General features: G+C 41.6%; 14 protein-coding genes. 12 read left to right on the top strand and 2 right to left on the bottom strand.

The genetic code is table 11. The annotated features are described in order from the left end of the window. Positions 1–135 precede the first annotated feature (135 nt). The 11 genes from K7X70_RS03740 to K7X70_RS03690 all read left to right on the top strand — a co-directional run bounded on the left by K7X70_RS03740 (position 136) and on the right by K7X70_RS03690 (position 17,511). On the top strand, positions 136–921 hold the full coding sequence (locus K7X70_RS03740; RefSeq protein WP_222535790.1) for an SDR family oxidoreductase: 786 nt from the start codon (positions 136–138) through the stop codon (positions 919–921). A 73-nt stretch (positions 922–994) separates the two neighbouring features. After that, positions 995–1,933 (top strand): oxygen-dependent tRNA uridine(34) hydroxylase TrhO, encoded by a 939-nt coding sequence (trhO, locus tag K7X70_RS03735; protein WP_222535789.1) that lies wholly within the window; start codon positions 995–997, stop codon positions 1,931–1,933. Between the two features lie 15 nt (positions 1,934–1,948). Beyond that, positions 1,949–4,852 carry a ligand-binding sensor domain-containing protein gene (locus K7X70_RS03730; protein WP_222535788.1) on the top strand — a complete coding sequence of 968 codons (2,904 nt, stop codon included), beginning with the start codon at positions 1,949–1,951 and terminating at the stop codon, positions 4,850–4,852. A 249-nt stretch (positions 4,853–5,101) separates the two neighbouring features. After that, a complete protein-coding gene (locus K7X70_RS03725; RefSeq protein WP_222535787.1) occupies positions 5,102–8,134 on the top strand; it encodes a SusC/RagA family TonB-linked outer membrane protein in 3,033 nt (1,010 codons plus the stop codon). Positions 8,135–8,145: 11 nt separating this feature from the next. Further along, positions 8,146–9,633, top strand: coding sequence for a RagB/SusD family nutrient uptake outer membrane protein (locus K7X70_RS03720; protein WP_222535786.1), 1,488 nt, complete (start codon positions 8,146–8,148; stop codon positions 9,631–9,633). Between the two features lie 19 nt (positions 9,634–9,652). Continuing rightward, a complete protein-coding gene (locus tag K7X70_RS03715; RefSeq protein ID WP_222535785.1) occupies positions 9,653–10,480 on the top strand; it encodes a LamG domain-containing protein in 828 nt (275 codons plus the stop codon). A 76-nt stretch (positions 10,481–10,556) separates the two neighbouring features. Continuing rightward, a complete protein-coding gene (locus K7X70_RS03710; RefSeq protein WP_222535784.1) occupies positions 10,557–12,185 on the top strand; it encodes a glucoamylase family protein in 1,629 nt (542 codons plus the stop codon). A gap of 12 nt (positions 12,186–12,197) precedes the next feature. Next, entirely contained in the window at positions 12,198–13,547 is a 1,350-nt protein-coding gene (locus K7X70_RS03705; RefSeq protein WP_222535783.1) for a glucoamylase family protein, read from the top strand. Between the two features lie 110 nt (positions 13,548–13,657). Beyond that, positions 13,658–14,317: a GDSL-type esterase/lipase family protein gene (locus K7X70_RS03700; protein ID WP_222535782.1), complete on the top strand. Its 660-nt coding sequence runs from the start codon at positions 13,658–13,660 to the stop codon at positions 14,315–14,317. A 24-nt stretch (positions 14,318–14,341) separates the two neighbouring features. After that, a complete protein-coding gene (gene bglX, locus K7X70_RS03695) occupies positions 14,342–16,639 on the top strand; it encodes a beta-glucosidase BglX (RefSeq protein WP_222535781.1) in 2,298 nt (765 codons plus the stop codon). An 80-nt stretch (positions 16,640–16,719) separates the two neighbouring features. Further along, entirely contained in the window at positions 16,720–17,511 is a 792-nt protein-coding gene (locus K7X70_RS03690) for a carboxylesterase family protein (protein ID WP_222535780.1), read from the top strand. A gap of 6 nt (positions 17,512–17,517) precedes the next feature. Here K7X70_RS03690 and K7X70_RS03685 read toward each other — a convergent pair whose 3' ends face one another. Both K7X70_RS03685 and K7X70_RS03680 read right to left on the bottom strand, forming a co-directional pair. Next, complete coding sequence (locus tag K7X70_RS03685; protein WP_062546875.1) at positions 17,518–18,243, bottom strand: YebC/PmpR family DNA-binding transcriptional regulator; 726 nt, start codon at positions 18,241–18,243, stop codon at positions 17,518–17,520. Between the two features lie 28 nt (positions 18,244–18,271). Continuing rightward, positions 18,272–19,222, bottom strand: coding sequence for an NAD-dependent epimerase/dehydratase family protein (locus tag K7X70_RS03680; protein WP_222535779.1), 951 nt, complete (start codon positions 19,220–19,222; stop codon positions 18,272–18,274). A 416-nt stretch (positions 19,223–19,638) separates the two neighbouring features. Here K7X70_RS03680 and K7X70_RS03675 point away from each other — a divergent pair, with 416 nt between their 5' ends. Next, complete coding sequence (locus K7X70_RS03675) at positions 19,639–20,298, top strand: gluconate 2-dehydrogenase subunit 3 family protein (protein ID WP_222535778.1); 660 nt, start codon at positions 19,639–19,641, stop codon at positions 20,296–20,298.

Genomic DNA, 20,298 nt, shown 5'->3' with positions numbered 1-20,298 from the left:
TTTATTCCGTCTCACAAATCACCCGCTGATTTATAATGACGAAGGCAAACTTAACAATATTCCAATCACTCAACAACAGCATAAAAACATTGTTACCTCATAAATTTTCTATAATTTTAAATATAAAATAGCATCATGGACATTTCATTAAAAGGAAAATACGCTTTAATCTGCGGTAGTACTCAGGGCATTGGATTGGCGACGGCAAAAGTTTTAGCAAGTCTGGGTGCCAATTGTATCCTGATGGCCAGAAATGAAGATGGATTAAAGGCGGCATTGGAACAGCTGGCTCAAAATGGACAACAGCAGCACAGCTATGCTATCGCCGATTTCTCTCAAAAGCAGCAGTTATCAGATGCCATTCACCACCTTACCAGCAATCACCCTATTGCTATTTTAATCAACAATACCGGAGGTCCAAAAGCAGGTCCGATTACCAAAGCCAGTCCTGAAGACTTTGAAGCCGCCTTTCAGCAGCACCTGGTAGGCAATCATCTACTGGCTACGGCTGTACTGCCAGGAATGAAAAAATTAGGCTACGGCAGGATCATCAATATCATTTCTACTTCTATCAAAACACCATTGCCAAATCTTGGTGTTTCCAATACCATCAGAGCGGCTGTTGCTTCCTGGGCTAAAACCTTGTCTAATGAAGTAGGTGTCTACCAGATCACGGTCAACAACATTTTGCCAGGATTAACAGATACCGCCAGACTGGGCAGTTTAATTGAAAGTACGGCTGCAAGTCAGGAAACGAACGTGGAAACGATTCAAAAAAGTATGATTTCCAGCATCCCCATGGCTAGATTCGGACAGGCGGAAGAAATCGCCAATGTGGTGGCCTTCCTCGCTTCTCCCGCAGCCTCTTATGTGACTGGAACCAATATCAGAGTAGATGGAGGCAGGACCCCTGCGATTTAGCTTTTTCAATCTCGTTTATCTTTCTTAACTTTGTGCCACATTAAACGCTGTATGCAACAGTATCAATGACGATATGAAAAAATTCCAGACCATACTTTATTATTGCTATAGTCCTATAGCAAACGCAGAACAATTTGCTGCCACTCACCTTACTTTTTGTAAATCTTTAAACCTTGTTGGCCGTATTATCGTGGCTGATGAAGGCCTGAATGGTACTATTTCGGGAACCACAGAAAATGTAGCAGCTTATATGGCGGCCATTCATGCGGATGAACGCTTTGCCAAAACAGAATTTAAGATCGACGAAGTCGATGAGCCCTCCTTCATTAAAATGCACTGCCGTTATAAAGACGAAATTGTGCATTCAGGATTAAAAGATCCGAACATCATCAATCCCAATCAGCGTACAGGAAAACACCTGGAGCCGGTAGAATTTCAGAAGATGATTAAAGAAGAAGATGTGATCATCCTTGATGTGCGTTCTAACTATGAACACAATTTAGGCAGATTCAAAAATGCCATTACACTAGACATCGAGAACTTCAGGGATTTCCCGGAACAAATCAATGAACTGGCCAAATACAAAGACAAAAAAGTCTTGACCTACTGCACAGGTGGTATCAAATGCGAAAAAGCATCGGCACTCCTACTGCACCATGGTTTCAATGACGTATACCAATTACATGGCGGAATCATTAAATATGGTAAAGAAGCCGGTGGAGAAGACTTTGACGGTAAATGTTATGTTTTCGACAACAGGATCGCCGTTGATGTGAATTCGGTGAATCCGAGTATCGTATCTACCTGTTACTCTTGTGGAGTAGTGACGCCAAAAATGATCAACTGTGCAAATCCAGAATGTAATGAGCACATTACACAATGTGATGCCTGCGGAGAAGAATTAGAGGGCTGCTGCTCTGTAGCTTGTACTACACACCCAAGAAAACGTCAATACGACGGAACTGGTTATTACGTTAAAGTACCTCAGCCTGTAAATACCGCTTCTAAATAGGAGTTATCAGCATTCATGAAGAACAATCAAGGGAAATACCTTATATTATATATTTTATTTGCGCTCATTTCCCTTGCTGCTAAAGCAGATGATATTAAAAGTATCGGGGTGCCTTATGTCCAGAATTATCCAAAGTCACTTTATCTTTCCGGCAATCAAAACTGGTCAATCAGTAAAGGTAAAAATGGCATCCTGTATTTTGGAAATGCACAGGGTCTACTGACTTACGATGGCAAATACTGGCAGCAATACAAATTACCCAACCGTCAAATTGTAAGGTCTGTACTTGCAGCTCCCTCGGGAATCATCTACACTGGTGGCTTTGGAGAATTAGGTTATTGGTCTTATAAAAACGATAAATTAACGTATAGCTCTTTAACGAAACTTGTTCCTCAGCGCAACCCGGTAAAAGACGAAATCTGGAAAATCTGTTCCGATGGAAAAAAAGTGATCTTCCAGTCGTTCTCTACCATATATATCTATGAGAACAATAAGGTAAAAGCGATTACCAGTACAAAACCATTCCTCTTCCTTCATCAAGTAGGAAAAAGGTTCTTTGTTGAGGTATTGAGCAGCGGCCTGTTTGAATTAAAAGGCGATCAGCTGATTCCATTAAAAGGCAGTACCCCTGCAAATTCAACCGATGTACTGTCTATCTTACCTTATCAGCAGGACAAACTGCTGATCGGAACCAGTAAGGATGGTTTATTCCTCTATGATGGCCAAACTTTCAGCCAATTTAATACGCCTGCCAATAATTTTTTAAAAACCTTCCAGCTCAACAATGGGGTAAAGGTTTTAAATAAGTATTATGCTTATGGCACCATATTAAACGGCTTAATCATTATTGATGAACAGGGAAATGTAGTACAGCAGATCAACAAATCCAGCGGCCTACAAAATAATACCGTGTTGAGTCTTTATGCCGATCAGGATCAGAACCTCTGGGCAGGGCTCGATAATGGAATAGACCGCATAGAATTAAATTCTCCCTTATATTTTTACTTCGACAAAACCGGGCAGTTTGGAACCGTTTACTCTAGTCTGATTTACAACAATACCATTTACTTAGGAACCAATCAGGGTTTATTCTATAGTCCCTGGAAATCCGGTGCACAAAACTCCTTTAATTCTTTTGATTTCAAACTGATTCCACATTCTCAGGGACAGGTATGGGAGCTGACTGTAATTGATGGACAATTGATCTGCGGACATAACAATGGTACATTTAATGTAACCGGTAATAAACTGGAAAAAATATCCAATGCCAATGGTGGCTGGACCATCAAGAAGCTCGATGACGGGCAGGATTGTCTGATTCAGGGTACCTATAACGGCCTGGTGATTTATAAGAAAGATGCCAGGGGATTATGGCGCTTCCACAACAAGGTAGCTAATTTTGATGCACCATCCAGATATGTAGAGCGAGACAGTAAAGGAGACATTTGGGTGAGCCATGCCTATAAAGGTTTGTATAAGCTAACGCTGAGCCCTGACTTGAGCAGGGTAATCGCCACCAGAACTTATGATGAGAAAAATGGTTTACCAGACGATTATAACATCAATATTTTCAAGATTGAAAACAACCTGGTTTTTTCTTCAGATAAAGGCTTTTACATCTATGACGACATTAGCAACCGCTTTAAAAACTACAGTGAGCTCAATAAAGAATTAAAGGGCTTTGCTACTGCCAACAAAATTATTAATGCTGGCAAAGCTAAATACTGGTTCATTAATCGAGGCAAAATGGCTTTGGTCAACCTCACAGAATCCGGTAAGCTCAGCATTGACTCCAACAGGTTCAATATCCTGGATGGCAGGATGGTACAGTATTATGAAAACATCAGCAAGATCAATGATAACATCTACCTGATTAGCGTTGATGATGGCTTCGTGATCTACAACGGGAACAACAACCCTGCAAATCTGAATAAACAAAATTTACCTGCAGTACTGATCAGGAAGATAGAAGACATCACAGATACTTATCAGGTATTGAGTGAAATTGGGAATGCTGCATCAAAAATGCAAATCCCTTATTCCAGAAATAACATTCGCATATCCTATGCCCTTCCTTATTACCGACAAGCTATAATCAAGTTTCAGTATTTTTTGGAGGGCTATTCCAACCAATGGTCGGAATGGAGCACTGCTTCACAGAAAGATTTTACTAACCTTAGTCAGGGACACTATACCTTCCGAGTACGTGCTCAAATCAATGACCAGGTGTTACCTGAGGAAACTACCTTTGAATTCCAGGTGTTACCACCATTCTATGCCAGCAACTGGGCCATCGCATTTTATGGGCTTTGCGCTATTGCCTTGTTTATTGCTGCAAAACGTCTTTATAAGCTCAAATTAAAGAGAGATCAGGAAGCAATTGAGAAGAAAATTCAGGCAGAAAAAGAGATTTTCTTAAAGAAAGAAGCGGAAGCCAATGAGCGCCAGATTATCAAACTGCAAACTGAAAAACTGCAGGTAGAACTTGCAGGTAAAAACAGGGAACTGGCAAATTCGGCCATGAGCCTGGTCTATAAAAATGAGCTGCTGCAAAAGCTCAGTCAGGAGATTGCCAAACTAAAAGATGGCCAGGGTAAACCGCTTTCGGAAGATCAGTCGAGGAAGATCCAAAAGGTAATTGATGAAGGGATGAATGACGAACGCGACTGGCATTTATTCGAGGGAAGTTTCAATGAAGCTCATGAGAATTTTTTCAAAAAACTAAAGGGTAATCATCCGGATCTCGTACCAAATGACCTGAAGTTATGTGCCTATTTACACATGAATATGAGCAGTAAAGAAATGGCATCTTTACTTAACATTTCTCTGAGAGGAGTAGAAATCCGGAGATACAGGCTACGTAAAAAGCTTGAAATACCCCATGATAAGAATCTTGTAGAGTTCTTAATGGAGCTATAACACTACATCATTACTACACAAAGCCGCTCATTTAACCCCACAAACCTTCATTTTTTTAGATGGAGCTGAAACACCCATTCATCTCATTTTAATCTCATCAAGGCGGTATTTAGACTAAAAACCGCCTTAGAAAATTGCCATTATGCACTACACACCAGTGCTGACGTATTCATGTATAGGTCAAAATTTTGCAATAACCCGAATAGTAATAGAGATTTAACCATCAAATAAAACATAACCTAAACGAGCATGAAAAGAATCTTTACAAAATTTTCTGTTTTAGCATTTCTCTGTTTTCTTTTTAATTATTCTGCCTTTGCACAGCAGATTACTGTAAAAGGAAAGGTAACAGATGGCGGTGATAAAACCAGTATTCCAGCTGTAAGTATACAGGTAAAAGGAACAACAACAGGAACACAAACAGACGCCAATGGAAACTATTCCATCACTGCGCCGGCGACTGCTACATTAGTATTTACTTATATCGGTTATGTCACGCAGGAGGTACCGGTAAACAATAGAACAACCATTAATATAGCCATGGCTTCTTCCTCACAGGAACTGGAACAAGTGGTGGTAGTGGGTTACGGTACACAAAGAAAAATCGATGTGACAGGCTCTGTAGCCAGCGTAAAGGGAGAAGAAATTTCCAAGCAAGCATCTGTAAACCCGGTAAGTGCTTTACAGGGAAAAGTTGCAGGTGTTTCTATCACCAATAATGGTGCTCCGGGTGCTTCGCCACTCATCACGATTCGTGGTACCGGTACGATCTATGGTAACACAGGTGTGCTTTACGTAGTAGATGGTGTTTGGTATGATGACATCAGCTTTTTAAACCCTGCAGATATTTTTAACATGAGTATCCTGAAAGATGCGTCAAGTTTATCTATCTACGGTATCAGAGCCGCCAATGGGGTAGTTTTAGTAACGACCAACAGGGGTAAAAAAGGCAACGCAGTTGTAAACTACAATGGAACATTTGGTTTCCAAAGTGTCACCAATCCTGTGAAAATGGCAGATGCCACTCAATACGCAACAATTATTAATGAAATCTACGCTTCCAAAAATGAAGACCTGCTTTTCAAAGATCCTGCTTCTTTCGGAAAAGGAACTGACTGGTACGGTCAAATTCTTAGAAATGCACAGGTAAATAACCACCAGTTATCCATCAGCGGCGGCGGTGAGAAAAACACTTATAACTTATCTCTTGGTTATTTAGATCAGGATGGTATTGTAAAAGGCAATAACTACACCCGTTATACTGCGAGATTAACCAGCGAATTCCAGGTATTGAAACCTTTAAAAGTAGGTTACAACATTTCTGGAACGGCTAGTAACTCAAAAGATATTGACAATGTTATATTTCGTCAGATGTTTACTGCCGGACCTGTAGTCCCTGTTTATTATGCAGACGGTACTTACGGAGATCCTAATGATTTTGGTCTGGGTAGTGGCGCAGGTGCAAACCCACAAGCAACTATTGATTACTTTAATAGAAGGTCTAAAAACTATAAATTCACTGGGAACATTTATGCAGAACTGGAAATTCTTAAAAGTTTAACTTTCAGAACCAGTTTTGGTGGTGATTTCTCACAAGCTGAGGTAAGAAGCTATACTCCGGTTTATAAAGCCACAAATGCACAGCGTAATGAAACCAGCATCCTGGGTATCGACAGAACAGAAGACAGGAACTGGATTGTTGAGAATACGCTGACTTATAAAAACACATTTGGAGACCATAATTTAACGGTACTAGCTGGACAAACGGCACAACGTAACAAGAACTATTTCATCAATGGCAAATCTTTAAACGTGCCATATTCTAGTGAAGGCGACCTTTACCTGTCTTTGGGCAATGAAGCAGGACGTTCGATATTGGATGGCGGAAATCTACAAACTGCAGCCTCTTACTTTGGTCGTGTAAATTATGCCTTTAAGAACCGCTACCTGTTAAATGCTTCGATGCGTGCAGATGGCTCTTCAAAATTCTATTCGAATGGAAACCCATGGGGTTATTTCCCTTCTATCGGTGCAGGTTGGGTGATCAGCAATGAACCGTTTATGCAAGGCCAGGAGATTTTCAGCAATTTAAAGCTACGTGGTAGCTGGGGTAAAGTTGGAAATGCAGGGGTTCCTACAAATCCAACTCAGCGCGTCATTTCTCAAAAAGGTGGTTATGTGGCTTATTTTAATGGCGTTGCCTATACTGGTAAGTCTGTTGATCAGCTTACGCCTCTATTTATCGACTGGGAACGTAGTTCAGGAACTGATATTGGTTTAGAAGCAGGATTCTTAGACAACAGGTTAAGTATTGAAGCCGATTATTACAACAAAATAACGGAACGCGCCATTTTTGAGATTCCAGTAGCATCAGACCTGGGATTAGCAGCAGCAAAACAAGTGGGTAATCAAGCCGACCTTAGGAACCGTGGATTTGAATTCACTGCTAACTGGAGAGATAAAACAGAAGGCGGATTAACTTATTCCATCAGTGGAAACTTTGGTTACAACCAGAACCAAGTGACTAAAGTAGTAACGGGTAAAAATCCTATTTATAGTGGTGGTGAAGGACTAGCAAATGGCTCTCTTGCAACACGCACTGTTCTTGGCAGGCCAATCGGTGAGTTCTTTGGCTATAAAGTGGATGGCATCTTCCAAAATGCAGCCGAAGTTTTAGCCTCTGCTCAGAAAGATGCACAGGCAGGTGATTTCAGATATATAGATCAAAATGGTGACGGCGTGATTGACGGTAAAGACCGTGTATCTCTTGGAAGCCCTAACCCAAAATTCAACTATGCTCTAAATACTACTTTCGCCTATAAAAACTTTGACCTTTCTCTGGACATCCAGGGTGTGGCTGGAATTAGCATCTATAATGCAAACCTTGGTGTAAGGTATGGTAATGAGAATTTCACTGAAGACTTCTTTAAAAACAGATGGCATGGTGAAGGTACTTCAAACACCTACCCTTCTGCAAACATAGGAACTACTAAAAACTCAGCGCCAAACTCCTTCTTTGTCGAAAAAGGAGATTACATCAGATTAAGAAATGTACAAATTGGCTATACTTTGCCTTCCAACTTACTGAACAAGTGGAAAATGCAGAAAGTAAGAATATTTGCAAATGCTCAAAATCCTGTAAACCTTTTTGGATACAAAGGATTCAGCCCGGAAATCGGGAAACCTACCGTGGGTAATTACACCCCACTGAGTGCAGGTATAGATGCAAATGTATACCCACTGTATGCCACTTATAACTTAGGTCTAAACGTTACCTTTTAATTGATCCGGAAATGAAAATATATAACCATACCGCGCTGCGTAAAGCATGCGCAATAGTCATCACAGGAACCATCTTACTCAGCACCTCTTGTACCAAAAGTTTCTTGGATGTTCCGCCACAAGCCAAACAACCTGCAGAAACATTCTGGAAATCTCAGGATGATGCATTAGCTAGCGTAAATGCTGTTTATGGAAATTTACGCAGCTGGTCTAATACCGCATTTCCAGCATTGGCTGTAGAAAGCATTGCCTCTGATGAAGCAGACAAAGGAAGTTCAACAAATGATGCCAGTTATCTGAACGATTTTGAAAATTTCAGAGTTACCTCTACAGATGGACAGGTGCTTGGATTCTGGGAAGGTCAATACCAAAATATCAATCTTTGTAATCAGGTATTGGATAATGTCCCAGGCATAGAAATGGATGCGAATCTAAAAAGCCGCCTTCTGGCAGAAGCTAAATTTGTAAGGGCTTATTCTTACTTCAGATTGGTAAGGGCTTTTGGTGGCGTAAGATTACACTTAAATGTGCCTAGTACTCCTGAGCAATTTAACAAGCCAAGAGCTTCAAGAGAGGAAGTTTATGCAGCGATTGAAAAAGACCTGGATGACGCCGCAGCGGTACTACCAGCAAGTTATTCGACTGCCGATGTTGGCCGTGCAACAAAAGGAGCCGCATTGGCCCTGCATGCCAAAGTAGCCATGTATCAGCAGAAATGGCCACTGGTATTGAGCTTAACCAATACGGTAATGGGCTTAGGATATAGCCTGCTGCCAGATTATCAATCCGTATTCCGTTTGAATCATGAGAACAGCTCTGAATCTGTATTTGAGATTCAGTGCGAATATAACCCTGGTACAAAAGATGCCAGTAACAGTCAGTACGCACAGGTACAAGGCGTAAGAGACCAAGCTGGTTATTGGGGTTTTAACACCCCATCTGCAGAACTGGTAACAGCGTTTGAAAATGGTGATCCGCGTAAAGAAGGTACCATTCTATTCGTAGGCAGTACTACTCCTCAGGGGGATTTAATCACTTCTGCTCCCGGAGATCCAGTAAGATACAGCCACAAACCTTATGTTCCATTTTCTACACCTTACGATAATAACAATCCAAGAGGTGGACAGCAGAACGTGAGGGTAATCCGTTACGCAGATGTATTGTTAATGAATGCAGAAGCTGCGAATGAATTGGGTAATTCTGGCCAGGCGCTTTCTTCTTTAGAACAAGTGAGATTAAGAGCAAGACAGGGAAATCCAGCGATCTTACCTAAAGTAACAACTACAGACCAAACCGCACTACGTGCAGCCATATACCATGAAAGACAGGTAGAACTGGCGATGGAATCAGATCGTTATTTTGATGTGATCCGCCAAGGACGTGCTGCAGCAGTATTTGGCCCTAAAGGCTGGAAAGCGAATAAAAATGAAGTATGGCCAATTCCAAATACTCAGATTGAACTGAGTGTTGGTGTCCTTACACAAAACCCAGGTTATTAATCTTATTTAACGAAAAGAAATGAAAACAAGATTATTCTATATATTATCAGCAGCAGCCCTTTCTCTGGCGGTTAGCTCCTGTACTAAAAAATTCGATCCTTCGAGTTATGCACCAGCACTAAATATTGGTGGTTATACCAGCAGTAAAGAAGTGGCTTCAGCTAGTCTGGTTGCACACTGGGCTTTCGACGGCAGTTTAATTGACAGTGTTTCTAAAGTGAGTGGCGTGTCCACCAGCACTTCATTTGCAGCAGGTACTAAAGGCAATGCTTTACAAGGATCCACTGCAGGATATGTGGTTTCTGATACACCAACAGAAGTACAGAAACTAAAAAGTTTTACGACCACCTTATGGTTCAACTCTGAGCTGAACACTGGTGCAACAGGCCTGATTGACATCGCAAATTCCGCAGCAGGATGGGGTAATTTAGTCATCTTCCTGGAAAATGGTGGTGATGCCGACAATGGTATTATTCAATTCCGCGTGAACAACAATGGCGTCCTTACACAATCAGAAAACTTCAAGGTTCCAGGCATCTGGAAAAAATGGACACACCTTGCCTTGAGTTATGATCAGGTAAGTTCAACTTTCATCATTTACATCAATGGCGGAAAATTAAAAGCACTGACCGTTCCAAATAACGGGCCCTTAACTTTCCAGAATGCAACGAAAATGGTTTTTGGAACCTTACAATTTCAAACTACCCCAAGTTTAACTACTGCAGGAAATAAGGAAAGCTGGGCAGCTAACCTAACAGGCAAGCTGGATGAAGTCAGAATCTATAATAAAGCATTGACAGCTGATGAAATCGGTGCTATATCTAAATTAGAGAGTAAAGGAAAATAATCCGAAAGTCCTACATCATAAAGCGTTGCAGACACAGCTCTGCAACGCTTTTTAAGCTAAAATCCCCCTATCTCACATGCAGTTAAGACATGGTCTTCTAGTACTCATTTCATTGCTGTTGTTTTCTTGCTCAAAGCAGGATACCGCTACGCCTATTGAGCCTATAGCCCCCATTACTGATTCATTTACCTTTAGCAAAATAAAAGTAAATGAAGCGTCTGCCGGGTTCAGTTATTATGGCATCAATACCAGTCCGGTGTTCAAGATTTCCTTTTCCGCAGTCATTGATAAAAGTTCTGCAGCAAAAGCAGTAGTCATTAAAGACAAAAATGGTGTCCCTGTTAAACTGGAGCTGAGTTATGAAGATCAGGACAAAACACTAGTTATAAAGCCTGCAGTGCCGCTCCAGGCCATCACAAAATACTTTTTAGACGTACAAACGAATTTAACTTCCGATAAAGGGAAGAATTTAAATATCCCTATTACCGTAAACCTCATCACCGCGGTAGATGAAGCCGACAAATTCCCTGTGATTGCGGAAGATGCCTTACTGGATTTAGTGCAAAAACAAACGTTTAAATATTTCTGGGATTTCGCACATCCAGAAAGCGGCCTGGCTAGAGAGCGCAATACCTCTGCTGACATCGTCACTTCCGGAGGATCGGGTTTTGGAATGATGGCCCTGGTGACAGGTATCCATCGGAATTTCATTAGCCGGGACCAAGGTTTGGAACGCATGCAAAAGATCGTTGCCTTCCTGAAAAACAAGGCTCAGCGCTTTCATGGTGCCTATCCACATTGGATGAATGGCAATACCGGAGCAGTGGTCCCATTCAGTCCGAAAGACAATGGTGCCGACCTGGTGGAGACTTCCTTATTGATGCAGGGCATGTTAACCGCCCGACAATTTTTTGATGCAGCGAACCCTGCAGAAACGGCCTTAAGAACGGACATTACCCGTATTTATATGGAAGTAGAATGGGATTGGTTTGTGAAAGACAACAGCCTGTACTGGCATTGGAGTCCGACAGTAGGCTGGGAAATGAACCTGCCCATCAAAGGTTGGAATGAGGCTCTGATCACTTACGTACTGGCCGCTTCTTCTGAAAGTCACCCGATTCAAAAAACGGTTTATGACACTGGCTGGGCCAGTAACGGCGCCATGAAAAACAGTAGGAATGGTCCTTTGTTTTTCTCCCATTATTCCTTCCTGGGTATCAATCCGAACGGACTATCCGATGTCTACGGCAATTATGAAAATCAAACTAAAACCCATGCTCAGAATCATTATAACTATGCTAAAGCAAATCTGAAAGGCTTCTATGGCTATGGCGAGAACTGCTGGGGACTCAGCGCAAGCGACGACATCAACGGCTACCTTGCCCATGAACCTGCCAACGATAACGGCGTGATTTCCCCTACCGCAGCACTCGGTTCTTTCCCTTATACCCCAAAAGAATCAATGCAGGCCTTAAAATACTATTACTATAAACTAGGTGATAAAATCTGGGGAGAATATGGTTTTACCGATGCCTTTTCCCTGCATGATGCCTGGTTCGCCAATTCTACACTGGCGATAGACCAGGGCCCGATCCTGATCATGATCGAAAATCACCGCAGTCAGCTGTTATGGAAACTTTTCATGAGCAGCCCGGAAGTAAAAACAGGAATGAAAAAATTAGGCTTTACCAGCCCCAACTTATAAACACACCCTAAAATGAAGAGAAACTTAAGACATACCTTTTTACTGTTATGCCTGATTTGCTCAGCTCATCAGCTGAATGCCCAGCAAAAAAATACAGAAAGCATTAAAGCTGACCTGAAAATAAAGAAAAACCTAACAGACGATCAGCTGCTGGACCTGGTTCAGAAACAGACCTTCCGTTATTTCTGGGATTTCGCCCATCCGGTAAGCGGGATGGCAAGAGAACGCAGCAATATTGCTTTCGAATATGGCAATGAAGTAGTCACCACAGGTGGTACAGGATTTGGCGTGATGGCCACCATCGTAGCTTCGGAAAGAAAATTCATCAGTCGCGAACAAGCCGCCCTAAGGACAAAAAAAATTGTAGACTTTTTATGGAAAGCAGATATGTTTCATGGCGCTTTCCCGCATTGGTTAAATGGAGAAACCGGTAAAGTGATCCGCTTCAGCCCGAAAGATGATGGCGCTGACATCGTAGAAACTTCTTTACTTTTTCAGGGATTATTGACCGCAGCACAATATTATACTGCCAATAACGCCACAGAAAGAGACATTAGGAACAAAATCCAATGGATGTGGGAAGGGATTGAATGGAACTGGTTTACCCAAGGTCAGAAAGTCCTTTACTGGCATTGGAGCCCAAACAATGGCTGGAGTATGGACCATCAGATCAGAGGTTACAATGAATGTCTGATCACTTATGTGCTCGCGGCATCTTCCCCAAAATTTTCAATAGACCCGAGAGTTTATCATGAAGGATGGGCAATGAGCAATACATTTTTAAACGGCAAAAAGTTCAATGACATCACTTTGCCATTAGGTTTTGATGGTGGCGGCCCTTTATTCTTCTCTCAATATTCCTATTTAGGATTAGATCCACGTGGATTGAAAGACCGTTATGCAGACTACTGGGAACAAAACAAAAATCACACCCTGATCAACAGGGCACATTGCATAGAAAACCCGAAAAATTATAAAGGTTATGGCGCCAACAGCTGGGGCTTAACGGCAAGCGATAGCTGGCAAGGTTATGCGGCACATTCTCCAACAGAAGACCTGGGTGTCATTACCCCTACCGCGGCTTTATCTGCCTTCCCTTATACGCCGGAATATTCCATGCAGGCCTTAAGACATTTTTATGAAGACAAAGGTGATCAGCTATGGACGGAATATGGATTTGCCGATGCTTTTAGTGAGCAGCACAATTGGGTGGCAAAATCTCACCTGGCTATCGATCAGGGACCGATTATCGTGATGATAGAAAACCACCGTACCGGTTTATTGTGGAAGCTTTTCATGAGCAGCCCCGCGGTACAAAATGGCCTGACGAAATTAGGATTCAGCAGCCCGGCAATTAAATAGTTGGTCACACCTGATGAAGGTGTATCCTTATTTTTACCCGTTTTACGAGTATAAAGCGCAAAAGAACCTTTATACTCGCAAAAAACAGATTTAAATAAATACAGCAAAAAATGAAAAGATTTTACTACTTCCTTCTGGTATTCGTCCTTAGCACCGCATTCGTTAAGGCGCAGCAAAAACCAGCATTCTGGAAAGAAATACAAGAATTCAAGCATAAGGACAGCATCTCCATGCCGCCAAAAAACGGTATTTTATTTGTTGGCAGTTCCTCCTTTGAAAAATGGAAAGCGCTGGAAACAGTGTTCAAAGATTACCAGGCGATCAACCGAGGTTTCGGCGGTTCTACACTTGCACAAGCCAATTACTATATCGCAGACCTGATTTATCCTTATCAACCGCGCCAGGTGGTAATTTATAGCGGCGAAAATGATATTGCTACAGACGGCCAAAACGCACTCGAAACGCTAAACCGGTTTGCCACTTTTTTCAATAACATCAGATTGAAATATCCGGCAGTTCCTGTTTTATACATTTCCATTAAAGACAGCCCTTCCAGAACTAAACATTCCGCTACAAATGCGCATACCAATCTGCTGATTCAAGAATACCTGCAGCATTATCCAAACACAAAATTCCTGGATGTAAATAGCAAAATGTTAAATAAAAAAGCCTTGCGTCCAGAACTTTTTCTGGAAGATATGCTGCACATGAACGCTGATGGTTATGCCATCTGGATTAAAGAAATCAAACCATTCCTGGTTAAACCCTAAATACACACCATTAACAAAACAATAATGAGAAAAGCGAAGTACTTATTTTTCCTGGCTGCAATTTTTAGCTTTAGCAGCAGTTCCGCGCAGCAGAAAAAAGCAAACACTGATCAGCAGATGAATATATTCATAAAAGACCTGCTGTCCAAAATGACTTTGGAGGAGAAGATTGGCCAGTTAAACCTATTAACCGGTGGTGAAGCCACTACAGGTTCTGTGGTTAGCACAGATGTAGAAAGCAAAATTAAAAAAGGTCAGGTAGGCGGTATGTTTAGCTTAACTACGCCAGCCAGAATCCGCAAGGCACAGGAAATTGCAGTGACGCAGACCCGCTTAAAGATTCCCATTATTTTCGGCCAGGATGTGATCCATGGTTATAAAACTACTTTCCCAATTCCTCTCGCTTTATCTTCTACATGGGATTTACCATTGATCGAAAAAACTGCAAGAATTGCAGCTGTTGAAGCTACTGCTGATGGATTAAACTGGACTTTCTCGCCTATGGTGGACATTTCAAGAGACCCAAGATGGGGTCGTATTTCTGAAGGATCAGGAGAAGATACTTATCTGGGTGCTGAAATCGGTAAAGCGATGGTTAGAGGATACCAGGGCGATGATCTTTCTAAATACAATACCATGATGGCTTGCGTAAAACACTTTGCTTTATATGGTGCTGCTGAATCCGGCAGAGATTACAATACCACAGACATGAGTCTGAACAGAATGTACAATGAATACCTGCCACCCTATAAAGCTGCCCTAGATGCAGGTGCAGGCAGTATCATGACTTCTTTTAACGACATTAACGGAGTTCCAGCTACAGCTAATAAATGGCTGATGACTGATTTATTACGCAAACAATGGGGCTTTACTGGTCTTGTGGTGACGGATTACACGGCGGTAAATGAGTTAATCGACCATGGATTGGGAGACCTGCAAACCGTTTCTGCACTGGCCTTAAATGCCGGTGTAGATATGGATATGGTAGGTGAAGGATTTCTGAGCACCCTAAAAAAATCAGTAGCAGAAGGAAAAGTAACAGAAGCGCAGGTGACCAATTCCTGCAGACTGGTATTAGAAGCAAAATACAAATTAGGTCTGTTTGAAGATCCTTTCCGCTACTGTAATGAAGCACGTGCAAAAAAGGAAATTCTTAAACCAGAGCACCTGAAAGTGGCCAGAGAAACTGCAGCACAAAGTTTTGTCCTGCTAAAAAATCAAGGTCAATTGCTGCCATTGAAAAAAACAGGAACAGTTGCTTTAATCGGTCCATTGGCTAATACAGGAACAAATATGCCTGGAACCTGGAGCGTAAACAGCGATTTAGCAAACACCATTTCTCTGTTACAAGGATTAAAAGCCAATGCGGCACCTGGTCTTAAGATTTTACACAGTGAGGGTTCTAACTTGCTAACCGATCCTGAATACCAGAAAAGAGCAACGATGTTCGGCAGAGATCTGCCAAGAGATTCCCGCTCTGAAGAAGAAATGATCGCTGAGGCAGTAGCTACCGCTAAAAATGCAGATGTAGTGATCGCTGCGCTTGGTGAAAGTTCAGAGATGACAGGCGAAAGCTCAAGCCGTACCAACCTGGACATCCCAGAGAATCAGCAGCGTCTGTTAAAAGCATTGTTAAAAACCGGAAAACCGGTGGTACTGGTATTATTTACCGGCCGTCCATTGACCTTGAAATGGGAAGATGAAAATGTTCCTGCCATCTTAAATGTTTGGTTTGGTGGTACTGAAGCAGCGAATGCGATCTCTGATGTGCTATTTGGAAAAGTAAATCCATCAGGAAAATTAACGGCGACTTTCCCACAAAACGTAGGACAGATTCCATTGTATTACAGTCACAAAAATACCGGCAGACCGCTAGAAGAAGGCAAATGGTTCAGCAAATTCAGGTCTAATTACCTGGATGTAAGCAACGAACCCTTATATCCTTTTGGTTACGGATTAAGCTATACTACTTTCGATTATTCCAACCTTAAGCTGAGCAAAAACAGCTTTAAACCTGGAGAAACCATTACGGCTACAGTTAGAGTAAAAAACACTGGTGCTTATGCAGGAAAAGAAACGGTGCAAATGTACATCCGCGATTTAGTAGGCAGCATTACCCGCCCTGTTAAAGAATTGAAAGGATTTGAAAAGATCGACCTGAAAGCTGGAGAAAGCAAAGAAGTAAGTTTTAAAATCTCCGAAGAAGAATTGAAATTCTTTAATGAAGACCTGAAGTTTGCGGCAGAACCTGGCGATTTCAAATTATTTATAGGGACCAATTCCAGAGATAACCTGGAAATACCATTTCAACTGACAAAATAAGATCGTCTCACCCCTGCTGGCAAATCACCAACAGGGGTTCTTTATTTTTAAATGATTCTTAAAATGTTTAAGTTTGAATCATGAGCCGCATCCAGTCAACACTCTCCATCCTACTCCTGGTTTTTAGCCTAAGTTCAAAAGCGCAGGACTTTAAAAAATATGATAGAGGAAGCTTTATCAAAGGCAAAGACAGTATTGCTTACCGCATCTTATTTCCCGAAAATTTTAGCGCGGATAAAAAATACCCGATCCTATTCTTTTTACATGGAAGCGGAGAGCGTGGCAATGACAATGAGAAACAATTGACACATGGTGGAAAGCTATTCCTTAAGCCAGAAATCCGGAAACAATTCCCGGCCATCATCGTTTTCCCGCAATGTACAGAAGACAGCTTCTGGGCAAATGTGACCTTCGATAAGGATGCAAATGGGAATAGAGCCTTTAATTTTCAAAAAAGAGGGAAACCTACAAAATCGATGAAAGCTTTACTGGGTATGATTGACAACTTTATGGACAAACCCTACATCAACCATGACCAGGTCTATGTAGGTGGACTTTCAATGGGTGGAATGGGAACTTATGAATTGTTAAGACGCAAGCCTAAACTTTTCGCTGCAGCGATTGCTATTTGTGGCGGCGACAATATAGCGAACGTCCAGAAATATAAAAATGTGCCTTTATGGATCTTCCATGGAGAGAAAGATGAGGTAGTTCCTGTCGTTTTTTCTACCATGATTTCGGATCAGCTCAAAGTATTGGGAAAAGAACCTAAGCTCACTTTGTATCCGGATGCCCACCACAACAGTTGGGACGCTGCCTTTGCAGAGCCCAAACTATTGCCATGGTTATTTTCTAATCAAAAGAAAAGGTAGCGGCGATTATTCTGCCATATTGTGATAAACGGCTTGAACATCATCGTCCTCTTCCAGTTTGTCAATCAGTTTGAATACATCTGCTGCCTGCTCTTCTGTTACTGGAATCGTAGATAACGAGATGCGCTCTAATTTCGCACTTTTCATTTCTACGCCAATCTCTTCCAGTGCTTTCTGCATTTTTCCGAAATCTTCAAAAGCAGTTTGTACCACTGCAATCTCATTTCCTTCTTCATCAGCTTCCAGATATAATTCTTCCAAACCTGCGTCAATCAATTCAAACTCCAATTCTTCTAGGTCTTTTTCCCCAGGTAAGAAACGGAAGATCGACTTGCGGTTGAAGATAAAGTCCAGGGAACCTGTTTTACCCAATGTACCACCAGTTTTATTGAAATAACTACGGATGTTAGCTACTGTCCTGTTCGTATTATCAGTTGCGGTTTCAATCAGGATGGCCACACCATGTTGTGCGTATCCTTCATATACAAACTCTTCGTAACCGTTTTCGTCTTTGTTGGAGGCTCTTTTAATTGCCGCTTCCACCGTATGCTTTGGCATGTTTACTGCCTTTGCATTCTGGATCGCTGTACGCAAACGGGAGTTGGTCTCCGGCGAAGGGCCGTTATCTTTAACCGCCATTACAATCTCTTTACCTATCCTGGTAAATTGTACGGCCATCTTGGCCCAACGTTTAAATTTCCTTTCTTTTCTGAACTCAAATGCTCTACCCATTGTATATTTTATTTAAGGAATTCCCTTATTAATGATTATTCTGTAAGTTCTTTAACATATCCACTGTCATCTTCGACAAATCAAACTCCGGCTTCCATCCCCAGTCTTTCTGAGCAAAGCTATCATCGATCGAACGTGGCCAGCTGTTGGCAATGTCCTGACGTGGATCATTATCTTTGTAAGTTAATGTAAAATCTGGAATATGTTTTCTGATTTCTGAAGCTAGCACTTCCGGCGTAAAGTGTACACCACCGAAGTTATAGCTGGAACGGATAGAGATTTTACTCGCTTCCGCATCCATCAATTCAATTGTACCACGGATGGCATCATCCATATACATCATTGGCAATTCAGTTTCTGCATTTAAGAAAGAAGCATAGCTGCCTTTTGTTAACGCATCATGGAAAATATGGATCGCATAGTCTGTAGTTCCACCACCTGGAGCAGCTTTCCAGCTGATCAATCCCGGGTAACGGATACTGCGTACATCCAAACCAAATTTCTGGTGATAATATTCGCACCAGCGTTCACCTGCTAATTTACTGATTCCATAAACCGTATTCGGGTCCATTACACAGTATTGCGGCGTCATATCTTTCGGAGAATTTGGTCCGAATACAGCGATAGAACTCGGCCAGTAAACTTTGGCTGTTTTATAAACAAGGGCTAGGTCTAAGATGTTCAACAAGCCATTCATGTTCAGGTCCCAGGCTAATTTAGGATTCTGCTCGCCTGTAGCGGATAATAATGCCGCTAATAAGTAAACCTGAGTCGGTTTATACTTTTGAAAAATGTTATTCAGAATGTCTTTCTCAAGTACGTTTACGAACTCAAATGGCCCTGAATTTTTGATGTCATAATCTGGTCTGCGAATGTCACAAGCGACAACATTACTTTCACCGTAAGTCTTACGTAAGGCGGTTACTAATTCAGTGCCGATCTGACCGTTAGAACCTAATACTAATATTTTCTCAATCATGAATTTTTGTATGGATTTTGACAAAGTTAAAAAAACGAAACAAACCTCTATAAAATGTTTATGATTTATCTGTTTTTGTGATTTCTGTCCCTGTTTCAGCCCCCTATTTATGGGTAAAAACCAACTAAAACCCGGAGATAAACAGATAGAATTTTGCTCAAAAAAATAGCGCAGACTAATTTCGGAGAAATAACGTTTTAGGAATACGGCAAAGCCTGAAAACCAAGTTAAAACCAAATTAAAACCCTGTACAATTTCTGTTCATTTCCTGCTCCTACTCAGTAAAAACTTGGTTAAGTAACAAAAACATGATATATTAGATTTATTGTGTATTTCGCACACTAACCGTTTTTTTTTGCTTATTATTACAAAACAAAACACACTTTAACCATATAAAAACACCTAAACAGCCTAGTATGAATAGAAGAGAAGCAGTGAAAAGTGTTGCCTTTTTAATGGGAGGCGCATTGTCTGCAACTACTATCGGAGTATTTTTAGATAGTTGCACTTCACCATCTAATAAAACAGCCGCCAACTTATTTTCTGCCGATCAGGAAAAGGTCATCACGGAAGTTGCTGATATCATCATCCCTACCACAAGTACGCCAGGAGCGAAAGCAGCTGGTGTGGGTCCTTTCATCGTAATGATGGTTAAGGAATGCTACCCGGAAGACGCGCAGCAAGCATTCGTGAAAGGTCTGGAAGATCTTGAAAAACAGTGTCAGGACACGTACAAAAAGTCATTCCTGGAAATCTCTGTACCACAGCGCAATGAGCTATTGGGCAAAGTTAGAGAAGCGACCATTGCAGCAAGCAAAAAGGAAAAAGACGAATTAGAGAAACAACAAGAAAACATTACTCAGAAAAAATCTGAAAAGGAGGCTCCAGGCAATGCAATGACGCCAAAGGATAAACCTAAAACAAAACCTCAATTCTTCGCGATCGCTAGAGATTTAACCTTACTGGGTTATTTCACTTCGGAAATTGGTGCAACACAGGCGAAAGCCTATGTGCAGATCCCTGGTCGTTACGACGGTTGTGTGGATTTAAAACCAGGTCAAAAAGTTTGGGCATAA

The sequence above is a fragment of the Pedobacter polysacchareus genome, from assembly GCF_019802255.1.
GTDB lineage: Bacteria > Bacteroidota > Bacteroidia > Sphingobacteriales > Sphingobacteriaceae > Pedobacter > Pedobacter polysacchareus.
The sequence above is the reverse complement of the archived record's forward strand: the minus strand, read 5'-3'. Positions and strand labels throughout refer to the sequence as shown.